Source organism: Planktotalea sp. (assembly GCF_018607995.1).
Classification (GTDB): domain Bacteria; phylum Pseudomonadota; class Alphaproteobacteria; order Rhodobacterales; family Rhodobacteraceae; genus Planktotalea.
This window is the reverse complement of record NZ_JABBAL010000017.1, coordinates 92302-112874: the sequence shown is the minus strand read 5'-3', so window position 1 is coordinate 112874 and position 20573 is coordinate 92302. Positions and strand designations below refer to the sequence as shown.

The 20573-nt window shown below is 54.2% G+C and carries 19 protein-coding genes; 12 read left to right on the top strand and 7 right to left on the bottom strand.

The window, feature by feature from the left end; translation table 11 throughout:
• The first annotated feature begins 11 nt into the window (after nt 1–11).
• The 7 genes from mtgA (at nt 12) to QZ280_RS07055 (ending at nt 6685) form a co-directional block, all read left to right on the top strand.
• The gene (gene mtgA, locus QZ280_RS07085) at nt 12–770 is read left to right on the top strand and encodes a monofunctional biosynthetic peptidoglycan transglycosylase (protein WP_293441873.1); all 759 of its coding nucleotides are present in this window, start codon (nt 12–14) and stop codon (nt 768–770) included.
• 60 nt (nt 771–830) lie between these two features.
• Nucleotides 831–1496: a glutathione S-transferase family protein gene (locus QZ280_RS07080; protein WP_293441872.1), complete on the top strand. Its 666-nt coding sequence runs from the start codon at nt 831–833 to the stop codon at nt 1494–1496.
• The gene (gene queG, locus QZ280_RS07075) at nt 1486–2517 is read left to right on the top strand and encodes a tRNA epoxyqueuosine(34) reductase QueG (protein ID WP_293441871.1); all 1032 of its coding nucleotides are present in this window, start codon (nt 1486–1488) and stop codon (nt 2515–2517) included. Before QZ280_RS07080 ends, queG begins: the two co-directional genes overlap by 11 nt.
• 115 nt (nt 2518–2632) lie before the next feature.
• Nucleotides 2633–4633: a hydantoinase/oxoprolinase family protein gene (locus QZ280_RS07070; RefSeq protein ID WP_293441870.1), complete on the top strand. Its 2001-nt coding sequence runs from the start codon at nt 2633–2635 to the stop codon at nt 4631–4633.
• Between the two features lie 140 nt (nt 4634–4773).
• Entirely contained in the window at nt 4774–5223 is a 450-nt protein-coding gene (gene msrB / locus QZ280_RS07065) for a peptide-methionine (R)-S-oxide reductase MsrB (protein ID WP_293441869.1), read from the top strand.
• Nucleotides 5220–5723 (top strand): peptide-methionine (S)-S-oxide reductase MsrA, encoded by a 504-nt coding sequence (gene msrA / locus QZ280_RS07060; RefSeq protein WP_293441868.1) that lies wholly within the window; start codon nt 5220–5222, stop codon nt 5721–5723. Before msrB ends, msrA begins: the two co-directional genes overlap by 4 nt.
• 38 nt (nt 5724–5761) lie before the next feature.
• Complete coding sequence (locus tag QZ280_RS07055) at nt 5762–6685, top strand: DMT family transporter (protein ID WP_293441867.1); 924 nt, start codon at nt 5762–5764, stop codon at nt 6683–6685.
• 36 nt (nt 6686–6721) lie between these two features.
• Here QZ280_RS07055 and QZ280_RS07050 read toward each other — a convergent pair whose 3' ends face one another.
• From QZ280_RS07050 to QZ280_RS07030, 5 genes are all read right to left on the bottom strand, one after another.
• Entirely contained in the window at nt 6722–8047 is a 1326-nt protein-coding gene (locus tag QZ280_RS07050; protein WP_293441866.1) for an FAD-dependent oxidoreductase, read from the bottom strand.
• Complete coding sequence (locus QZ280_RS07045) at nt 8044–8859, bottom strand: ABC transporter permease (protein WP_293441865.1); 816 nt, start codon at nt 8857–8859, stop codon at nt 8044–8046. Before QZ280_RS07045 ends, QZ280_RS07050 begins: the two co-directional genes overlap by 4 nt.
• A gap of 106 nt (nt 8860–8965) precedes the next feature.
• Nucleotides 8966–9859 carry an ABC transporter permease subunit gene (locus QZ280_RS07040; protein WP_293441864.1) on the bottom strand — a complete coding sequence of 298 codons (894 nt, stop codon included), beginning with the start codon at nt 9857–9859 and terminating at the stop codon, nt 8966–8968.
• Nucleotide 9860: 1 nt separating this feature from the next.
• On the bottom strand, nt 9861–11201 hold the full coding sequence (locus QZ280_RS07035) for an ABC transporter ATP-binding protein (protein WP_293441863.1): 1341 nt from the start codon (nt 11199–11201) through the stop codon (nt 9861–9863).
• Between the two features lie 63 nt (nt 11202–11264).
• On the bottom strand, nt 11265–12347 hold the full coding sequence (locus tag QZ280_RS07030; protein WP_293441862.1) for a polyamine ABC transporter substrate-binding protein: 1083 nt from the start codon (nt 12345–12347) through the stop codon (nt 11265–11267).
• Nucleotides 12348–12519: 172 nt separating this feature from the next.
• Between QZ280_RS07030 and QZ280_RS07025 the strand changes: the two genes are divergently transcribed.
• Nucleotides 12520–13914, top strand: a complete 1395-nt coding sequence (locus QZ280_RS07025; protein ID WP_293441861.1) for an aspartate aminotransferase family protein — start codon at nt 12520–12522, stop codon at nt 13912–13914.
• Here the strand turns inward: QZ280_RS07025 and QZ280_RS07020 are convergent.
• Together QZ280_RS07020 and QZ280_RS07015 are read right to left on the bottom strand one after the other, a co-directional pair.
• Complete coding sequence (locus QZ280_RS07020) at nt 13911–14330, bottom strand: VOC family protein (RefSeq protein ID WP_293441888.1); 420 nt, start codon at nt 14328–14330, stop codon at nt 13911–13913. The genes QZ280_RS07025 and QZ280_RS07020 overlap by 4 nt on opposite strands.
• Nucleotides 14331–14332: 2 nt before the next feature.
• Complete coding sequence (locus tag QZ280_RS07015) at nt 14333–14791, bottom strand: GNAT family N-acetyltransferase (RefSeq protein ID WP_293441860.1); 459 nt, start codon at nt 14789–14791, stop codon at nt 14333–14335.
• Nucleotides 14792–14992: 201 nt separating this feature from the next.
• Between QZ280_RS07015 and QZ280_RS07010 the strand changes: the two genes are divergently transcribed.
• Genes QZ280_RS07010 through QZ280_RS06995 form a run of 4 tightly spaced genes read left to right on the top strand, consistent with a single transcriptional unit; the run spans nt 14993 to nt 20573 of the window.
• Nucleotides 14993–17083 (top strand): 3-hydroxyacyl-CoA dehydrogenase NAD-binding domain-containing protein, encoded by a 2091-nt coding sequence (locus QZ280_RS07010; protein ID WP_293441859.1) that lies wholly within the window; start codon nt 14993–14995, stop codon nt 17081–17083.
• Complete coding sequence (locus tag QZ280_RS07005; protein WP_293441858.1) at nt 17080–18249, top strand: acetyl-CoA C-acyltransferase; 1170 nt, start codon at nt 17080–17082, stop codon at nt 18247–18249. Before QZ280_RS07010 ends, QZ280_RS07005 begins: the two co-directional genes overlap by 4 nt.
• A gap of 12 nt (nt 18250–18261) precedes the next feature.
• Nucleotides 18262–19461: an acyl-CoA dehydrogenase family protein gene (locus tag QZ280_RS07000; protein ID WP_293441857.1), complete on the top strand. Its 1200-nt coding sequence runs from the start codon at nt 18262–18264 to the stop codon at nt 19459–19461.
• Complete coding sequence (locus tag QZ280_RS06995; protein WP_293441856.1) at nt 19458–20573, top strand: acyl-CoA dehydrogenase; 1116 nt, start codon at nt 19458–19460, stop codon at nt 20571–20573. Before QZ280_RS07000 ends, QZ280_RS06995 begins: the two co-directional genes overlap by 4 nt.

Here is a 20573-nt window from a genome sequence, read left to right as displayed (position 1 = left end):
GACAGTTTTTTATGGTACGCGCAGCAAAGAAAAAAACGACCGCTAAGAAAACGTCCAAGTCTAAAGTGAAACGCCCCCTTGCAGCGCGGATCACGGCAGGTCGGATGTTTGTGTGGCGTTGGGTGGTTCGAGTCACTCTATTGATCATTGCTGCGGCGCTTTTGTGGATCTGTCTCTATGTTTGGGCGAATCCTCACAAGACACACTACATGCGAAGTGAAGAGCTGCGCATTGGTGCGGAGGTCGATCATGAATGGGTGGACATAGAAGACGTAGCACCCGTTATGGCCCGCTCTGTGGTTGCTGCTGAGGATGCGAATTATTGCCAGCATTGGGGGTTTGACATGACCGCGATCCGTGCTGCGGTTGATTCTGGCGGTGCGCGTGGTGCGTCGACGCTAAGCCAACAGGTCGTCAAGAACGTCTACCTTTGGCATGGACGTAGCTATGTGCGCAAAGCGCTGGAAGCAGCGATGACGCCCATAGTAGAACTGATCTGGACGAAAGAGCGCATTCTTGAAGTCTACCTGAACATCGCCGAATTTGATGATGGTGTCTTTGGGGTGGAGGCCGCGTCGCGTCACTACTTTGGCGTCGGTCCCGAAAATCTAAGCGTAACGCAAGCCGCGCGTTTGGCGGCAATCTTGCCCTCCCCTAAAAAGCGTAGCGCGTCGCGACCGTCAAACTATGTGCGCAAACGCACCCGTCAGATCATTGATGGTGCAGCTACGATCCGCCGCGACGGGCGAGCGGCTTGTTTTCAGGATTGAACTTGGACGCAATGCGGGGCATTCAGAGATTCATGTAATTTTGAGTTAGTTTTAATCTCTATGGCCCGTCTGTATCACGTTCCGCTCTCTCCTTTTTGTCGCAAGGTCCGGTTGGTGCTTGCTGAAAAAAAGATTGATGTTGAGCTGGTCGAAGAACGCTATTGGGAGGCCGATCCCGATTTCATGCGCCGGAATCCTGCTGGCAAGGTGCCAATCCTCAAAATGAACGGTCGCACGATGCCCGACAGTATGGCGATTTGTGAGTACCTTGAAGAGAAAAATCCCACACCACCGCTTATGCCAAGCAGTGCTGAAGGGCGCTATGAAGTGCGGCGTTTGGTGGCGTGGTTTGATGACAAATTTCATCAGGAAGTCACGTCCAAATTGCTCTACGAGCGGGTGAATAAGAAACTGATGAAGCAGGGCTACCCTGACAGCAAGAACGTGAAAGAGGGTGCGCGCGCGATCAAGTATCACCTTGATTACATGGCGTGGCTTTTGGATCATCGTCGCTGGCTTGCGGGGGATGCGATGTCGATTGCTGATTTCGCGGCGGCTGCGCATTTGTCTTCGCTTGATTATAGCTCTGATGTGGATTGGTCACGATCCGAGACTGTGAAAGACTGGTACGCGAAGATCAAATCGCGCCCTGCGTTCCGGTCTATATTGTCCGATCAGGTACCCGGCTTCCCGCCGTCTGCGCACTACAACGATCTTGATTTCTGATCTTAAAGCCAAGCTCGTCGCAGAGGCGCATGAGATCGGGTTTGACGCCTGTCGTATTTGTCGCCCTTGGGACGTGCCGCAGGTTCCCGAACGGCTGAACACATTCCTAGAAAAAGAGCGTCACGGCCAGATGGACTGGATGGCAGAGCGAGTTCGATGGCGCAGCAATCCGGGGGCACTTTGGCCAGACGCGCGGTCGGTGATAATGCTAGGTGAAAGTTATACACCAGACCATGATCCTTTAGAGATTTTGCGGCACCCTGATCGTGGCGCGATTTCTGTCTATGCACAGAACAAAGATTATCATGATCTGGTGAAAAAGCGACTGAAGCGTTTGGCGCGTTGGTTGATTGCTGAAAGCGGTGGAGAGGTGAAAGTGTTCGTGGACACCGCACCTGTGCCAGAGAAACCTTTGGGGGCCGCTGCGGGTCTTGGATGGCAAGGCAAACACACGAACCTTGTGAGCCGGGAAATGGGCAATTGGTTCTTTTTAGGGTCTGTTTTTACGACTTTGAAGCTGCCTTCGGATGAAGCAGAGGTTGATCATTGTGGGTCCTGTTCTTCGTGTTTGGATGTTTGTCCGACCAAGGCCTTCCCTGCGCCCTATCAGTTGGATGCGCGACGGTGCATTTCCTATCTGACGATTGAGCACAAGGGACCTGTAGACGAAGAGTTGCGTGCGTTGATAGGCAACCGGGTTTACGGGTGTGACGATTGCTTGGCGGTCTGCCCTTGGAACAAGTTCGCGGTTGACGCGCGCGAGTTGCGCTATGCGGCTCGAGAAGAGTTGAAAGCGCCGCGTCTCGCGGAGCTAGCGGCATTGGATGATGCGTCGTTTCGGGTGTTGTTTTCCGGCTCGCCGATTAAGCGCATAGGGCGGGATCGGTTCGTACGTAATGTGCTCTATGCGATTGGCAATTCTGGTAGGCCTGAACTTAAAGACGTGGCCGCTGCACTGGTCGATGATCTTGATGATGCGGTTGCAGATGCGGCACGCTGGGCAATTGCACGGCTTGCTTGAGAGTGCATGACGCTCCGCGGGAAGTTTATTTTGAAAGATGAAGCCTAAGGCGGCGCAAACAGGCGGGACGTGTCGCGTTTTGCTGTTATGGCAGATGTGAATTTGGGAGGCAGTCATGACGCTTTTGCTGGGTGTGGATACGGGCGGCACGTATACCGATGCTGTGCTGTTGCGTGGCGATCGTGATGTTGTGGCCTCGGCTAAATCGCTGACGACGAAGCACGATCTATCGCTTGGGATTGGCGGCGCGATTGAAGCGGTTCTGAGCGAGAGTGGCGTTAACGCGAGTGACGTCGCAATGGCGTCGCTGTCTACGACATTAGCAACGAACGCTCTGGTCGAAGGTCAGGGTGGGCGCGTGGCGTTGATCTATATTGGCTTCAAAGAGCGCGACCTTGATACGCATGGTTTGCGTGATGCTTTGAAAGGGGATCCTGTGTTGATCCTTGAAGGGGGGCATAATCACGCAGGCGGCGAGGTCGCGCCGCTTGGCAAAGAGGCATTAAAGCACTTTTTAGAGACGCATTCTGATGTGTCAGCCGTTGCTGTCGCCGCACAATTTGCTACGCGCAATCCCGCGCATGAGTTGGCCGCGATATCGATTGTTTCGGACATGCTTGGTGTCCCTGTAAGTGCGTCGCATCAGCTTTCGGCTAAGCTCAACGGGCCCAAGCGGGCGATGACGGCGCTTTTGAATGCGCGTTTGATTGGGATGATTGACGGACTAATTGGCTCTGCGCAATCAACGTTGAAGCGGTTTGGCATTGATGCGCCTTTGATGGTCGTACGTGGCGATGGGGCTTTAATAGGGTCTGATATGGCGCGCGAGCGTCCCATTGAAACAATCCTTAGCGGGCCTGCTGCGTCCATCGTTGGCGCGCGTTGGTTGACTGGAGCGGATCATGCGTTGGTGTCGGATATAGGAGGCACAACGACGGACATCGCCGTGCTGCGAGACGGGCGGCCTGCGATTGATCCGATGGGGGCGCAAGTGGGGCCATATCGCACAATGGTCGAGGCTGTTGCCATGCGAACGCATGGGCTTGGTGGTGATAGTGAGGTGCATTTCATCGGCTCTGGTTTGAAGGGCGGTGTCACGCTGGGGCCGAGGCGCGTTGTGCCCGTTTCCCTGATTGCGCTTGATGCGCCTGACGTAGTGCACGCTGCCCTTGATGCGCAAATGCGCAGCACTGTGCCGGGAGAGCATGACGGGCGGTTCGTGCGTGTCGTGAAAGGATTGAATGTTGACGGTTTGGGCGCGCGGGAAACTGCATTGCTGGAGCGGATTGGCATAAATGTCTTGCCGATGGGACATGCTCTGAAAAACCGCATTGAGGCGCAAGCGTTGAAGCGCCTTGTCGAACGCGGACTTGTGCAGATCGCGGCATTGACGCCAAGCGATGCGAGCCATGCTTTAGGGCGTATCGAAGTTTGGGATGTTGAGGCTGCCAAGAAGGCGCTCTGCTTGATGGGGCGTCGGCGCACAGGTGCTGGTGATATGCTGGCACCCGTGGCGGATGTGATGGCGCAGATCGTCATTGATCAACTGACAGAGCAGACTGTTTTGGCCTTGTTAGAGACTGCTTTTTCAGAAGAAAACGATGAGTTCACTCACGCCCCCAGCGATCTGGCGCGACATACATTAATGCGCATGGGAATGGATCAGCATCGTGGTTTGCTGCGCATAGACGCTGGTTTGAACCTGCCGATTGTTGGGCTTGGGGCCTCTGCTATGAGCTACTATCCCGCGGTTGGTGCGCGTCTGGGATGTGAGGCAATCTTGCCTGAACATGGCGGTGTTGCGAATGCGATTGGGGCCGTTGTTGGCCGCGTGACGATGCGCAGGCAAGGCACAGTGACTGCACCAAGCGAAGGTCGGTATCGCGTGCATTTTGAAAGCGGGCCGGAGGATTACGCTGACGGTGAGCTGGCGTTGAACGCGCTAGAGGATCATTTGCGTGCGCAGGCTTTGGCGGATGCGCAAGAGTCTGGTGCTGAGGACATTCATGTGCACGCACATCGCGATGTCACCACAGCACAGGCAGAAGCGCGCGATGTGTTCATTGAAGCGGTGATTTCAGTGGAAGCATCGGGGCGCCCAAGGATCGCAAGCTGATTCTTGAGAGAAAAGCAGCGTGTGCGATAGTATCAATGTCATGTTTCAATCGTTCACGGCGTCGCGCACAGATTGAAATCTTGCTTTGATTTTTACGCCAACGCCCCATCTAATAGGAACAAGCATATTAGGAGAAAGCCATGGCCGAGTATCACAAAGATATGGATGTAGTCGCAACGCTGAACCCCGAAGAGTATCGCGTCACGCAAGAAAGCGGGACGGAGCGGCCCGGCACAGGGAAGCACCTTGGCAATAAGGAGCCAGGGATTTACGTGGATATCGTATCTGGCGAGCCACTGTTTGCCTCTTCCGACAAATACGAGAGCGGATGCGGCTGGCCCTCTTTTACCAAGCCGCTTGTACACGAGTTTGTCAAAGAGGTGCGCGACACAACGCATGGGATGATCCGTACAGAAGTGCGCTCTAGCCATGGAGATAGCCATTTAGGGCACGTCTTCAATGATGGGCCTGTAGATCGTGGTGGCCTGCGTTATTGCATCAACTCCGCCTCTTTGCGCTTCGTTCATAAGGACGAGATGGAGGGTGAAGGTTACAGCAAATATTTGGATCAAGTGGAGGATATCGCATGAATGAACGCGCAGTTTTAGCAGGCGGATGTTTCTGGGGAATGGAAGATCTGATCCGCAAGATGGATGGGGTGATTTCTACGCGCGTGGGTTATACGGGCGGTGATGTGCCAAATGCGACTTATCGTAATCATGGCACACATGCGGAGGGGATTGAGATCATCTTCGATCCTGCAGGCATTACTTACCGCGTACTTTTGGAGTTCTTTTTTCAGATCCATGACCCCACCACACCAAACCGTCAGGGCAATGATCGCGGGTTAAGCTATCGCTCTGCCATCTATTATGTCGACGAAGCGCAGAAAGCGGTTGCACTGGATACGATCGCGGATGTTGATGCCTCTGGTCTTTGGCCCGATAAGGTTGTGACAGAGCTGGAGGAAGTCAGTGATTTCTGGGAAGCAGAGCCAGAACATCAGGATTATTTAGAGCGGGTGCCAAATGGGTATACCTGCCACTTTATCCGCCCTGATTGGGTGTTGCCACGACGCTCGGCAGAGTAGCCCTTTCAACATGTGCGATGCTGTTATAGCGATGGGGTATGTCTTCATTCACTGGCATCGCGCTTAAACTCGCATCCGTCGTTCTTTTTGTTGTCATGTCTGCGCTGATTAAAGCGACGACAGAGGACGTGCCGACGGGTCAAGCGATGTTCTTTCGATCCTTCTTTGCATTGCCTGTAATTCTTGGGTGGTTGATGTGGCGCCATGATTTGCGCACAGGTTTGCGTACATCACGCCCGATGGGACACGTATGGCGTGGCCTGATTGGCGTGTGCGGCATGGGCTTTGGCTTTTCCTCGCTTGCCTATCTGCCTTTGCCGGATGTAACGGCCATCGGCTTTGCCGCGCCGCTAATGACGGTTATTTTTGCAGCATTGATCTTGGGCGAACGCCTGCGCGTTTATCGGATGTCGGCGGTTCTTTTGGGCTTGGTTGGTGTTGTAGTGATCCTGGCCCCGAGGCTGTCGATCTTCTCAGGCGGTGCCATGGAAAGTGCTGCACAAATCGGGGTGATCTTGGTGCTGGCCTCTGCGATGTTTCGCGCGTTGGCACAGATCCACATTAGACGTTTGGCGCAGACGGAGCAGACTGCAGCAATCGTGTTCTACTTTTCGATGACGACGACGGTTCTGTCGCTTTTAACGCTACCCTTTGGTTGGACCATGCCTGACGCAGGGGCGATTGCAATGTTGGTTTGCGCAGGGTTGATCGGCGGGGTTGCACAGATTTTCATCACCTCGGCCTACCGTTTCGCAGACGCTGCTGTGATCGCGCCGTTTGATTACGCGTCGATCCTGTTTGCGATGATAATTGGCTATGTGTTCTTTGCAGACGTACCCACGCCGCAAATGTTGTTTGGATCTGCGATTGTGATCCTCTCTGGACTTCTGATCATATGGCGCGAACGCGCGTTGGGATTAAAGCGGGGCAAAGCGCGTCCGACGTTGACACCGCAAGGTTAAGGGCGGGAATTGAGTTTATTTGGCAAGATGAATCGATCAGCGATCTACTATACCCATTGCTGTATAGATAGGCGGTAAGAGCCATCGGCGTTTTGACCCTAGCGGGATTCTTTTTGGGATGTTTTTTAGCACGCCAGGATAGGGGTAGCGCGGTGGTTTGTCTTGTACCAGATCCGCCAGAAGCGGGCCGCAATAGCTGGCCATTGCGACGCCGTTGCCATGATAACTCAGCGACGCAAACGCGCCGGGCATCTCTGGGATCGGCCCCGTAAAGGGCGCGCCTTTGGCGTTCATGCAGACGAGGCCAGACCACAGATGCGGCGTGTCTACGTGTTTCCAAGCGGGGAACATATCCTCAAAATCCTCGCGGATGAGCCGTTTAATTTTCGCATCAGCGCGTTTGTTGACAAAGATTCCGCCGCGCATGCCAAAGAGGAAGCGACGATCTGGCATGAGGCGGAAATAATGCAAGAGATTACGACTATCGAAGGCCATTTGATCAGAGGTCCATCTGGCCGCGTTCAGTTCATTGTCGGTTAATGGGCGGGTGACAAGAACGCTCGATTGCACCGGCAAATAGCGCGCGGTGAGCCAGTCTGGAATATCCTCGGACGAATATCCGTTGGTGGCGATGATCAAACGTTTGGCAGTGAGTTTTCCTTGAGGGGTGTGCAGCGTGAATTGTGCACCTTGCTCGATACGTGTGACGGGGGAGTAGGCATATAATCGTGCGCCAGCGTTGATCGCGGCCCGTGCAATTCCCAGTGCGTATTTCAGAGGGTTCAAACCAAAGCCAATCGGGATGGTCAGAGCGCTATTAAATGGACCGGATAGTCCATGATTTGCGAGTTCTCTTTGTGGAATAAGGATCGGCTCAACCCCGTAGTTTTCCGTCACCTCTTGCGCGTGATGTTCGAGTGTTGCGATGCGCTTGGTTTTGTGCGCGAGCAGTGTTTCGCCATTAGAGTGCGTATCAGCGTCGATTTTGAAACGCTCAAGTAGGGAGGCAACGTGTGCGATTGCATCCTTTTCTGAGGTACGCCAATCATGACGTGCGTCACGTCCGTGAACCTTGTCGATCTTTTTGTCGTCAAGGATACCGCCGCCCAGACAACAAAACCCGCCATTGCGACCAGATGCGCCCCAACCAATAGTTTCCGCGTCTAGTAATGTAACGTCAACACCGTCCTCTGCCAGATGCAGCGCCGCGTTGAGACCTGTGAAACCGCCACCAATGATAGCGACGTCCGTTTGATGCGTGCCTTGAAGAGCGGGCTGATCGAGCGATTCTATCGTCGTTTGCCAAAAGCCATGTTTAACGGGTTCAGGACCATAGGCGCGTGGTTCGTAAATGCGTTTCACCCGCGCGCGGCGGCTTGTTCATCGCGTTGTTGTTTCAGGCTCGCTTGTTTGGAGATGAGCGATGCGCCGATCACGCCAATGGTGACGATGGCGATCATGATTGTGGAGAGCGCGTTAATTTCAGGGCTGACACCAAGGCGCACAGCAGAAAAGATTTTGATTGGGAGCGTTGTCGCGGACGGGCCCGCTGTGAAGCTGGCGATGACCAGATCATCGAGCGAGAGTGTGAAGGCGAGGAGCCAGCCGGAAATGACTGCAGGCGCGATGATAGGGAGTGTGACAAGGCGGAATGCTTGCCAAGGGGAACAGCCGAGGTCGAGTGCCGCTTCTTCGAGCGAACGGTCAAAAGAGACGAGGCGCGAGGATACAACGACTGAGACATAGCACATCGCAAATGTGGTGTGGGCGAGCACTATGGTAAGTACCCCGCGATCTAGACCTATGCCGATGAACAGCAGGAGGAGCGAGAGGCCTGTGATTACTTCTGGCATGACCAGCGGTGCATAGATCATGCCGGAGAACAGCGTGCGCCCTTTGAAACGGTTTGCGCGCACGAGGACATAAGCGGCCATGGTGCCGAGGATGGTGGCGATTGTGGAGGAGAAGACGGCGACTTTGATGGTGACCCAAGCTGCGTTGAGGAACGCTTCGTTCTGGATGAGCTCACCGTACCATTTGGTGGAAAAGCCTGCCCAGACGGTAACGAGTTTACTCTCGTTGAACGAATAGATCATGAGGATCACCATTGGCAGGTAGAGAAACGCGAAGCCGAGCGTCAGGGCGGTGGCGTTAAACCATGAGAAGCGCTTCATGCTTGTCTCCCCTTTTTTGGTCGAATGCTAAAGCATCCGATCCAAGCAGGGGTGCTGCCCCCGCACCCCCGGGATATTTTTGGAAACAGGGAGATAGGTGAATTGCTCATTGGCCCTCTGCTTCCCGTTGCTTCTGCTCGTTGCGTTGGAATAGAATGATTGGAATGATGAGGATCAACAACAGGATGATGGCCACGGCGGAGGCCACGGGCCAGTCACGGTTGTTGAAGAATTCTTCCCAGAGGACTTTGCCGATCATCAGGGTTTGCGAACCGCCCAAGAGCGACGGGATAACGAACTCGCCCAGCGTCGGGATGAAGACAAGTAAACAGCCCGCGATGATGCCTGTTTTGCTAAGCGGGACAGTCACCAGCCAGAAGGCGGATGTGCGCGAGCAGCCGAGGTCTTCTGCAGCTTCGAGTAAGCTGTCGTCCATTTTTTCCAGCGCTGAATAGATCGGCAGGATCATGAAAGGCAGGTATGTGTAGACGATGCCGATGTAGACGGCGGTGTTGGTGTTAAGGATGGTCAGGGGTTCGGAGATGAGGCCGCTCCAAAGTAGGAACTGGTTGAGCAAGCCTTCGTTGGAGAGGATGCCCATCCATGCGTAGACGCGGATCAGGAAGCTCGTCCAGAACGGCAGGATTACCAGCATCAGCAATGTTGGACGCCATTCAGGGGCTGCGCGTGCCATGGAATAGGCGATGGGGTAGCCGATGAGCAGCGTGAAACCCGTTGAGATGAGCGCAATTTTGAGGCTGGACAGGTAAGCTTTCCAATAGAGATCATCAGTCGTGAGGAACTCAAAATTCTCGAAATCGAGATCAGCAAAGAAGGCTTTGACCGCACCCCAGCCGCCCGCAAAATCGAGTTGCGGTGCGTAGGGTGGGATCGCCAGAGCGGCGTCGCTGAGCGAGATCTTGAGGACAATTAGGAAAGGGATGAGAAACAACGCGAGGAGCCAAATATACGGCACAGCGATGAGGGAAAAACGGCGCATCTTAGCGCTCCAGCAAGACACCAGCGGTGTCTGTGAAGCTAACCCAAACGTCGTCTTCCCATGTGATATCGCGGCGCGCGAGGCGACGAGCGTTGGCCATCTGCGCTTTAATCATTTGCCCGCCAATGAGTTCGACGTAGTAAGTCGACACATTTCCGAGATAAGCGATATCGATGACTTTACCTTGCAGCGCATTGGGCGCGTCGGGTTTGGTTTTAGAGATATTGAGCTTCTCGGGACGGATCGCAAATGTGAGCGTTGCGCCGTCTTTCGTCTCATCCCCGTTGCTTACAATAATCGTGGGGTTCTTGTCGGACCAATTGAGCAAAAGGCCGCCATCTTGGGCAGTTTGCATCTTTTCTTGTGAGGCGGCCAACTCAGCTGTGCTGGGCGGAGGGAGGCGTTTGATCGGCTCGATACGTTCTCCAATAATGGGAGAGAGAAGCTTATCGTGTATCCATTCGCCCAGTTTGTTTGGCTGAGGACTTGGGGTCTCGTCGACGATGTTCTCAGCGACTGCCCCTGGTTCGGGGTCATTTACAGGCGCGCTTGAAACGCGCAACTCAACCGTGCCCTTGATCAGGTTCACATCGCCAATAAAATCCGCGACGTATGTGGTGTTGGGAGCCTCATAGATGACGTCAGGGGTGGCGACTTGGATGATGCGTCCCTCGTCCATCACAGCCACGCGGGAGGCAACGGTCATCGCTTCCTCTTGATCATGTGTGACGATCACAAAGGTCGTGCCTGTCTTCTCTTGAATATCCATCAGTTCGAACTGGGTATCCTGACGCAGTTTCTTGTCTAATGCGCCTAGTGGTTCATCAAGCAAGAGCAGCTTAGGCGCTTTCGCGAGGGAGCGCGCGAGGGCGACGCGTTGACGCTGACCGCCAGAGATCTGATGCGGTTTGCGCTGGGCGAATTTTTCCAAACGCGTAAGTTTGAGCATTTCGTTCACGCGTGCATCAATCGCGCCTTTGGCCATATCGGTGCGGCGTAACCCGAAGGCGATGTTTTCATAGATCGAGAGGTGCGGAAACAATGCGTAGCTTTGGAACATCATGTTCACAGCGCGCTTGTTGGGGGGGACATTGTTCATGTCCTGACCTGCGATCTGGATTGTGCCAGACGTAGGCGTTTCAAAGCCACCCAGCATGCGCATCATCGTGGTTTTTCCACAGCCGGACGGGCCGAGCAGGGCGAAGAACTCTTTGGCGTAAATGTCTTGTGTAAGATCGTCGATGGCCGTGAAATCGCCAAATTTTTTGGTGACGTTCTTGAATTGAATCAGCGGGGACTCGTTGGGATCGTTCCAAGGTTCAAACAAGGTTTCTTGCGCCATTCGGGTGATCTCCGCAGATAGAAAAACCCCCGCGTCAAATAGAACGCGAGGGCATTTTTTGGCTTAGGTACCGGACTTGATCTTAGTCCACATACGCGTGACGACGCGCTGCACTTTTGGTGGGTAAGGCGTTGTGGTGAACAAGTTTTCAAGCGTAGCTGCATCAGGGTAGATCGCAGGATCGCCGATCACGTCTTCCTCAAGCAAAGGCTGGGACGCAAGGTTGCCGTTTGCGTAGTAAACGTAGTTCGACGCATCGGCCATGTTCTGCGCGTCCATGATGAAGTTCAGGAACATGTGCGCAGCATCTGGGTTTGGAGCGTCCGCAGGAATTGCCATTTGATCGAACCACATTTGCGCGCCCTCTTTGGCGGCATGGTATGCGATTTCGACGCCGTTTTTAGCTTCCACAGCACGATCACGCGCTTGCAGGATGTCACCAGACCAACCGATGGCCACGCAGATATCGCCGTTGGCAAGTGCGTTGATATACTCAGAGCTGTGGAACTTCTGGATGTGCGGGCGTACAGCGGTCAGAACCGGTTCTGCTTTGGCAATCACATCGGGGTCGTGGCTGTCTGGGTCTTCGCCGAGGAACTTCAGCGTCATTGGGATCATTTCCGCAGGCGCGTCGAGCATATGAACGCCGCAGTCCGCCAATTTCGCCATGTTGGCTGGGTTCAAGATCAGCTCAAGGGAATCCACAGGCGCATCGTCGCCAAGGATTTCTTTCACTTTACCGAGATTCACGCCGATACCAGTCGTGCCCCACATGTAGTTGATCGAGTATGCGTTGTCGGGATCATACTGCTCCGTGCGCGAGGACACGACGTCCCACATGTTGCCCATGTTTGGCAGTTTGGACATATCGAGTTTCTGGAACGCACCCGCGGTGATCTGGCGCTGCAAGAATGTGCCAGAAGGGACGACGACATCATAGCCGGAACCGCCCGCGAGCATCTTTGTCTCAAGCAATTCGTTGCTGTCGAACACATCGTAGATCAGCTTTATGCCTGTGTTGGCTTCGAACTTCTCCAAGAGGGCTTTGTCGATATAGTCGGACCAGTTGTAAACGCGGACTTCTTCGGCCGTCGCGTTTCCTGCGATCAGCGCAATCGTCGCACTGGCGAGCATTAGTTTTTTCATGAGTGGAACTCCCTAAGACACCTTTGTCGCTGCTTTTGTGATGCATAGCAGTCTGGGGCAGATTGTTTTCATGCGCTGGAAAGAGTCGCAAGTTTTTATTGTATTGATTGATTAGACTGAAGTAACTCATATTATCAATAAAACGCCGTTTGCCCAAAGAAGGAACGCCCTGATGAACGCGATCACCAATCACATGCCGACGGCTGAATTACAGGCACTTGATGCGGCACATCATATGCACCCTTTCACGACGGGCGATGAGATCGTGGCCAAAGGTGCGCGGGTTATCACCAGTGCTGATGGCGTCATGTTGCGCGATTCTGAGGGCAATCAAATCCTTGATGCCATGGCGGGTCTATGGTGTGTCAATGTTGGTTATGGGCGCGAAGAGTTGGCTGATGTTGCGGCGCGTCAAATGCGCGAATTGCCGTATTACAACACGTTTTTCATGACGACACATGTGCCTGTGATCGCGCTTGGTCAGCGTATTGCCGAACTCGCGCCTGAGGGAATGAACACCGTCTTTTACGCGGGTTCTGGATCAGAGGCGAATGACACCAATATCCGCATGGTGCGCACCTATTGGGATATGAAAGGCAAGCCATCCAAGAAGGTGATAATCTCGCGCCATAATGCCTATCACGGCTCTTCTGTTGGCTCGGGTTCCCTAGGCGGGATGAGCGGGATGCATGCGCAAGGTGGAATGCCGATCCCCGGCATTCATCACATCGGCCAACCCAATTGGTGGGCAGAGGGTGGTGATATGACCCCTGAAGAGTTCGGTCTGATGCGCGCGCAAGAGTTAGAGCAAGCGATTGAGCAAATGGGGATCGACCGCGTCGCGGCCTTTATCGCAGAACCTGTGCAAGGCGCGGGTGGTGTTATCGTGCCGCCCTCGACCTATTGGCCCGAGATCCAGCGTATTTGTGACAAGTATCAAATCCTCTTGATCGCGGATGAGGTGATTTGCGGTTTTGGACGCACTGGCAATTGGTTCGGCTCGACCACCATGGGCATTCGCCCTGACATCATGACGATCGCTAAGGGTCTGAGTTCTGGTTATCAGCCGATTGGTGGTTCGATTATCTCCGATGAAATTGCAAGCGTGATCAACTCAGGCGAGTTCAATCACGGCTATACTTATTCTGGTCATCCCGTAGCCTCTGCCGTTGCTTTGGAGAACCTGCGCATCCTTGATGAAGAGGGTATCGTGACGCGCGTGCGTGAACAGACGGCCCCTTATCTCAAGCAGAAATGGGACACGATGTTAGAGCATCCGCTTGTGGGCGAAGCGAACCTTGTTGGGATGATGGGCTCGCTCGTTCTGACGCCGCACAAGGAAAGCCGTGCAGCGTTTAAGTCCGACACAGGCACCGTTGGTTTCATCTGCCGCGAGCGGTGCTTTGCCAACAATCTGGTGATGCGTCATGTCGGTGATCGGATGATCATTTCGCCGCCTTTGGTGATTAATGAAGCAGAAATCGACACGTTGATTGAACGCGCGTGGCAATCACTGGATGAATGTCACTCAACGCTTAAGGCTGAAGGTCTGATGGTCGCGGGTTAAACTGCGTCGCGGCCGGGTTCATTAGGATCGCAGGAATAGACTGCGATCTTATTACCTTGGGGATCACGCAAGTAACTGACGTAGAAATGCGGCCCGTAAGAAGCGCGAAAACCGGGTTGGCCTTCGTCAGTCCCACCGGCGGCGAGTGCTGCTAAATGAAGGGTGCGTACTTGGGCTTGATTGCGCGCTTCAAACGCGACCATCGTGCCATTGCCTGCCGAAGCGGGTGCACCGTTGAATGTCGGTTTTATGTAAAAATCCGGCAGAAGGGTGGTTTGGTCCGGCGCGACAGGTAGTGCGTAGCTTAGTCCCTCTGGTCCCTCTTTCAGCCCATACCCAAGTGCTGGCAAAAACGCGTCGTAGAATTGTTTCGCGCGTGCAATGTCATCTGCGCCGACTGTGACGTAGGAAATCATCGCTAGCTCAACGCTTTCCAATAGGTGACCTTATCGTCGCCCTTGCTCCAGAAATCGCGAATGCGCGCTTCTTCGGTGTAACCGACTTTCTCATAAAACCTGCGCGTTTTTGCGAAAGCGTCAGTGCCGGACGTGTCTACGATCACAATGCGGCCCCCTTGATCGTCGATTTGCACTTCCATTTGCTCAGTTAGCTGTGTGCCCGCACCGCTCCCTTGAAGCGTGGGCGAGACGGCAAGCGCCAAAATGTTCCACGTATCCTCTGACATCTGCTCGGGATTGGCATAACAAAAGCCAAGCGCGACGCCCTGCACTTCGAGTGTAAGCCACAGATCATCGGTTTCGCCGTCAAGAAACCCTTTGACCATACCCTCAAGCATGTTGCTCGGGAAAAGCTCTGTCTGGTCAAGAACCTGTTTCAGCCCTGAAATATCGCTACTTTCAGTATATCTGATATCCATGCAAGATGCGCTTTCTGTTGTAGGTCGACCGCGGTTCGTTCGCGCCACTATAAGAACGCAAAGCTGCGGACTTAAAGCAGATATGTGAAAGCGAGTTTGCCCGAATGCGTGACGCTACGTTCATGCGAGCCAGAACGTGGTGACGAATGACGCGAGGTGTTGCAAGCTGTCACGCGAACACCTTTGACGAAAGAACCTACGATGAGCGACGCAATCGAATATGAACTAAAGGGCGATATCGCGATCTTGCGCGCGAATAACCCACCTGTGAACGCACTAGGACATGCTGTGCGCAGCGGTTTGATTGCGGGTCTAGAACGCGCTGAAAGTGAAGCAAAAGCAGCGCTGATTGTTGGCGGCGGGCGCACCTTTTTTGCGGGTGCGGATATCAAAGAGTTTGGCAAGCCGTTCAAAGAGCCGGGCCTGCCAAGCGTTTGCACCCGGATCGAGCGTTGTTCACTGCCAGTGATTTCAGCGATTCATGGAACGGCGCTGGGCGGCGGTTTAGAGGTGGCGCTTGGCACCCATTACCGTATCGCTGTTTCTTCTGCGAAAGTAGGTTTGCCCGAAGTCCTGCTTGGCCTGCTTCCGGGGGCTGGTGGTACACAACGCTTACCGCGCTTGATTGCGGTTGAGCGCGCGATCGAGATCATAACAACGGGTCGCCAAGTGGGTGCCGCCGAGGCGTTGGAATTGGGCATCATCGACGAGATCGGTGAAGGCGACATAGAAGAGATTGGCGTCGCTTACGCGCAGCGCATCTTGGCCGAGGGGAAAGGCCCGCGTCCTGTCGGGAACATGCCGCGACCCACGCCTGTTGATTTCGATGCAATCCACCAAGCAGCGCTCACCAAGGGCCGTGGTCAGATTGCCCAAGCAACTGCTGTTCGCGCGGTTGAGCACGCTTGCAACAACGACATTGATGCAGGGATAAAGCTTGAGCGCGACATGTTCATGGCGCTTCTTAAGTCGCCCCAATCGCAAGGGATGATCCATGCGTTCTTTAACGAACGCGCTGTTTCGAAATTGCCAGAACTCAAAGGTGTTGAACCGCGTGACGTGAAGGCCATTGGTGTAATTGGCGGTGGCACGATGGGCGCGGGTATCACGGTTGCTGCTTTGCTTGCGGGTCTTGATGTCACGATGGTTGAACGCGATAGCTCCGCTGCTCAGGCGGGTGCAGATCGGGTGTCAGGTTTCCTTCAAGGGTCGGTGAAACGCGGTAAGTTAACCGCTGATAAATACGATGCGATTATGGCGAATGGCTTTCGCGCCAGCGACAGCTACGACGCACTTAGCAATGCGGATCTTGTGATCGAGGCTGCCTTTGAAGAGATGGGTGTGAAGAAAACGATCTTCGCCAAACTGGATCGCGTGTGCAAAAAGGGTGCTGTCTTGGCGTCCAACACGTCCTACCTTGATGTGAATGAGATCGCAGCAAGCACATCACGTCCGGCTGATGTTCTTGGCCTTCATTTCTTCTCGCCCGCTCATGTAATGAAACTACTCGAAATCGTCGTTGCGGCGGACACCGCACCTGACGTTGTCGCAACTGGTTTTGCGCTTGGCAAGATTATGCGCAAGATTGCTGTGCGCTCTGGTGTGTGTGACGGGTTCATCGGCAATCGTATCCTCAAGACTTATCGCACTTGTGCTGATCACATGGTTCTGGACGGTGCGTCGCCATTTGAGATCGACACGGCGATGACCGCGTTCGGATTTGCGATGGGTCCGTTTGAAGTCGCTGATTTGGCCGGCCTCGATATCGGTTGGGCCACACGCAAGCGCCTTGCGCCGACGCGTGATGCCCGCGAACGCGTTGCGACATATGCCGACAAGATGTGTGAGGCGGGGCATTTTGGTCAGAAGACAGGGCAGGGCTATTACATTTACGAAAAGGGTAAACGCGGTGGCACGCCTGATGCGAATGTCACGGCATTGATTGAGGCAGAACGCCGCGAACTTGGCATCACGCCGCGTGCCTTTAGCCAGGACGAAATCCAACGCCGCTACATGTGCGCGATGGTGAATGAGGCTGCTAAAGTCGTTGATGAGGGCTTCGCACGTCGGCCTCTGGATGTGGATATGGTGCTGCTCTTTGGCTACGGATTTCCGCGCCATTGGGGTGGACCCTTGAAGTGGGCGGACCTGCAAGGGCTGGATGGAATTCTGGTGGATATCCAAAGCTACGCCAAAGAGGATGATTTCTTTTGGCAGCCTGCGCAGCTTTTGGAACGCCTCGTGGCGGCTGGAAAAACTTTCGATGATCTGAACAAAGGAGACACTGTATGAAACAAGCAGTGATCGTATCAACCGCAAGAAGCGGTTTGGCAAAGTCGTTTCGCGGCTCTTTGAATCAAACACATGGAGCAACCTTGGGCGCGCATTCGGTGCAACACGCAATTTCGCGCGCGGGCATTGACCCCGCCAGCGTGGAGGATGTGCTGATTGGCTGCGCCACGCCAGAGGGCGCAACAGGCGGCAATATCGCACGTCAAATCGCATTGTGCGCAGGCCTGCCAGTGTCGGTATGCGGTGCGACAGTGAATAGGTTCTGTTCCAGCGGTTTGCAAACCATCGCAATGGCTGCGCAATCCATTCAAAACGGTGCGGGCCCGATGGTCGCGGGTGGTGTTGAGAGCATCTCGCTCACGGGCAATCACGCGGTGCCATCTCATGACCCATGGATCAAAGAACATAAGCCTGCCGTCTACATGACCATGATCGAAACGGCGGATAATGTGGCTGAGCGATATAAAATTTCGCGCGATGCACAGGATGAATATGGCCTGCGCTCGCAATTGCGTATGGCGGCGGCGCAAGCGGCGGGCAAGTTCGCGGATGAGATTGTTCCGATGGCTGCGACCATGGCTGTGAAGGACAAAGAAACGGGCGAGATCTCGCAGCACGAGGTTACTGTAGATCGCGACGAGTGTAACCGTCCGCAGACCAATATCGAGGGTCTAACTGGGCTAAGTCCGGTACGCGAAGGCGGTTATGTGACCGCTGGGAACGCAAGCCAGCTCTCTGATGGCTCTGCTGCGGTGGTGCTGATGGAGGCGAGCGATGCAGAGCGCCAAGGTATCGAACCGCTTGGTGCTTTCAAAGGCTTCGTGGTTGCGGGTTGTGAGCCTGACGAGATGGGCATCGGGCCAGTTTATGCGGTGCCGCGTTTGCTGGAGCGGCATGGGCTAAAAATTGACGACATCGATTTGTGGGAACTGAATGAAGCCTTCGCCTCCCAAGCGCTGTATTCGCGGGATCGTCTTGGGATTGATGACGAGAAATGCAACGTCAATGGTGGCTCCATCGCGATTGGGCATCCGTTCGGAATGAGCGGCACGCGCATGACTGGACACTTGCTGCTTGAGGGCAAGCGTCGTGGCGCAAAGCTGGGTGTTGTCACAATGTGTATCGGTGGCGGTATGGGTGCCGCTGGACTGTTCGAAATCTTCTAAGGGGCCACCATAATGGATCTGAGTTACACCGACGAAGAAAGCGCTTTCCAAAGTGAAGTGCGTAATTTTCTGGCTGAGAAATTGTCAAAGCAGATGTCCGAGAAAGTGCGCCTTGGCGGTGATCTGACCAAGGCTGACATGGATGAATGGCACAGCATTCTGAATGACAAAGGCTGGCTCGCGCAGAATTGGCCCAAGGCGTTTGGTGGCGCGGAATGGGACGCTGTGCAGCGTCACATTTATGAGGAAGAAGCAGCCCTCGCAAACGCGCCGCGCATTGTGCCTTTTGGCCTGTCGATGCTCGCGCCTGTGCTGCATAAATTCGGATCGAAGGAGCAATGCGATCGCTGGCTCCCGCGTATTCTAAGCGGTGAAGATTGGTGGTGTCAGGGGTACTCCGAACCGGGTGCTGGGTCCGATTTGGCGTCCCTCAAAACGCGCGCAGTGCGTGAGGGCGATCATTATATTGTCAATGGCCAGAAGACTTGGACGACCCTAGGCCAGCACGCAAACATGATCTTCTGCTTGGTGCGGACGGATGTAGATGTGAAGCAGCAAGAGGGCATTTCTTTCCTGCTGATCGACATGGACACACCGGGAATCGAAGTGCGTCCTATCGTACTTTTGGATGGTGGCGCGGAAGTGAATGAAGTGTGGTTCACTGATGTGAAAGTGCCCGTCGCAAACCTTGTTGGTGAAGAGAACAAGGGTTGGACCTATGCCAAATACCTGCTGACGCATGAGCGCACGAATATTGCGGGTGTTGGTTTTTCAAACGCGGGTCTGCAAGCCGTTAAGCGCATTGCGAAATCTGAATTGTCAGCTGGCATACCGCTGATAGAAAATCCGCACTTCGCCGCGCGTATCGCGCAGGTTGAGATCGATTTGATGGCGATGAGCCTGAGCAATCTGCGGATCGTCAGCCAAGCCGCCAAAGGTGGTGCGCCGGGGTTGGAAGCGTCAATGTTGAAAGTGAAAGGTTCCATCATCCGCCAAGAGATCAACGATCTCGCACGGCGTGCGGTTGGACCCTATGCACTGCCCTTCGCTTCAGAGGCGATTGAAGGCGCGAATGAAGCGCCATTTGGTCCCGAGTACGCGGCGCCCGTTGCAGCGGAGTATTTCAACAATCGTAAGCTCTCGATCTTTGGAGGCTCCAACGAAGTGCAGCGCCAGATCATTGCCAAAACAACCTTGGGGGCGATGCGATGAACTTTGAGCTGACCGAAGAACGCCAAATGCTGCAAGACACGTTGCGACGGTTCCTAGCTGATAAATATGACGTGCCGACGCGCAATGCGATCCTTGAAAGCGAAAGTGGTATGAGCGCTGAGATCTGGTCACAACTCGCAGAGCTTGGCATTCAAGGTGCGCTGTTTGATGAAGCGCAAGGTGGCTTTGGCGGTGCTGGTTTTGATATCGCTGTTGTCTTCGAAGAGCTCGGTCGCGCAGGTATTGTCGAACCTATCTTGGAGACCTGTATCTTTGGTGGTGGGCTGATCGCCGCGCTTGGAAATGAGGCACAAAAGGGCTTGTTAGAGTCTATCATTGACGGAAACACCAAGATTGCGCTTGCTCATAGTGAGCCACGCAGTCGCTATGATCTAAGTCGTGTGGAAACCCAGTATGAGGATGGTAAAATCAAGGGTCACAAGTCCATGGCTATGGGCGCACCGAATGCAGATTTTGTGATTATCTCCGTACGCGAAAGCGGCGGCAATGACGATCAAAATGGCATTTCGCTATTCTTAGTGCCTGCACCTGACCTTGATATGCGCACGACGGCTGTCATGGGCGGTGGCATGGCTGCTGACATTTATCTGGACGGGCTTAGTGTCAGTGACGACAAGAGGCTTGGGCCAAAGGGCAGCGCATTCCTCTATTTAGAGACTGTTTTTGCCAAAGCGATCACCGCGATTTGTGCACAAACGCTTGGGGGTATGGAAACGGCGACGAAGCTGACCATCGACTATCTGCAAACACGCAAGCAATTCGGAAAACCGATTGGTACATTCCAAGCGTTGCAGCATCGCTTGTCTGATATGTTGATTGAGCTAGAACAAGCGCGCTCTGCGGTGATTGGTGCTGCCGGATATCTGGATGCGGATACACATTTGAGGGATCGTTATGTAAGCGCCGCAAAGAACCTAGTTGGCCGAGCTGCGCGTTTGATTGCGGAAGAGGCGATTCAGATGCATGGCGGCATTGCGATGACCCAAGAATATGAGCTTGCCCATATTGCGAAACGCGTGGTGATGGCGGATCATATGTTCGGGGATACGGACCATCATCTGGAACGGTTTATTGCATTGAGTGCCGTCTGA

Bases quoted from the DNA above. Each gene is read 5' to 3' on its own strand.
- mtgA (WP_293441873.1), top strand. From the start codon at position 12: ATGGTACGCGCAGCAAAGAAAAAAACGACCGCTAAGAAAACGTCCAAG.
- QZ280_RS07080 (WP_293441872.1), top strand. From the start codon at position 831: ATGGCCCGTCTGTATCACGTTCCGCTCTCTCCTTTTTGTCGCAAGGTC.
- QZ280_RS07070 (WP_293441870.1), top strand. From the start codon at position 2,633: ATGACGCTTTTGCTGGGTGTGGATACGGGCGGCACGTATACCGATGCT.
- msrB (WP_293441869.1), top strand. From the start codon at position 4,774: ATGGCCGAGTATCACAAAGATATGGATGTAGTCGCAACGCTGAACCCC.
- msrA (WP_293441868.1), top strand. From the start codon at position 5,220: ATGAATGAACGCGCAGTTTTAGCAGGCGGATGTTTCTGGGGAATGGAA.
- QZ280_RS07055 (WP_293441867.1), top strand. From the start codon at position 5,762: ATGTCTTCATTCACTGGCATCGCGCTTAAACTCGCATCCGTCGTTCTT.
- QZ280_RS07045 (WP_293441865.1), bottom strand. From the start codon at position 8,859: ATGAAGCGCTTCTCATGGTTTAACGCCACCGCCCTGACGCTCGGCTTC.
- QZ280_RS07040 (WP_293441864.1), bottom strand. From the start codon at position 9,859: ATGCGCCGTTTTTCCCTCATCGCTGTGCCGTATATTTGGCTCCTCGCG.
- QZ280_RS07035 (WP_293441863.1), bottom strand. From the start codon at position 11,201: ATGGCGCAAGAAACCTTGTTTGAACCTTGGAACGATCCCAACGAGTCC.
- QZ280_RS07030 (WP_293441862.1), bottom strand. From the start codon at position 12,347: ATGAAAAAACTAATGCTCGCCAGTGCGACGATTGCGCTGATCGCAGGA.
- QZ280_RS07025 (WP_293441861.1), top strand. From the start codon at position 12,520: ATGAACGCGATCACCAATCACATGCCGACGGCTGAATTACAGGCACTT.
- QZ280_RS07020 (WP_293441888.1), bottom strand. From the start codon at position 14,330: ATGATTTCCTACGTCACAGTCGGCGCAGATGACATTGCACGCGCGAAA.
- QZ280_RS07015 (WP_293441860.1), bottom strand. From the start codon at position 14,791: ATGGATATCAGATATACTGAAAGTAGCGATATTTCAGGGCTGAAACAG.
- QZ280_RS07010 (WP_293441859.1), top strand. From the start codon at position 14,993: ATGAGCGACGCAATCGAATATGAACTAAAGGGCGATATCGCGATCTTG.
- QZ280_RS07005 (WP_293441858.1), top strand. From the start codon at position 17,080: ATGAAACAAGCAGTGATCGTATCAACCGCAAGAAGCGGTTTGGCAAAG.
- QZ280_RS07000 (WP_293441857.1), top strand. From the start codon at position 18,262: ATGGATCTGAGTTACACCGACGAAGAAAGCGCTTTCCAAAGTGAAGTG.
- QZ280_RS06995 (WP_293441856.1), top strand. From the start codon at position 19,458: ATGAACTTTGAGCTGACCGAAGAACGCCAAATGCTGCAAGACACGTTG.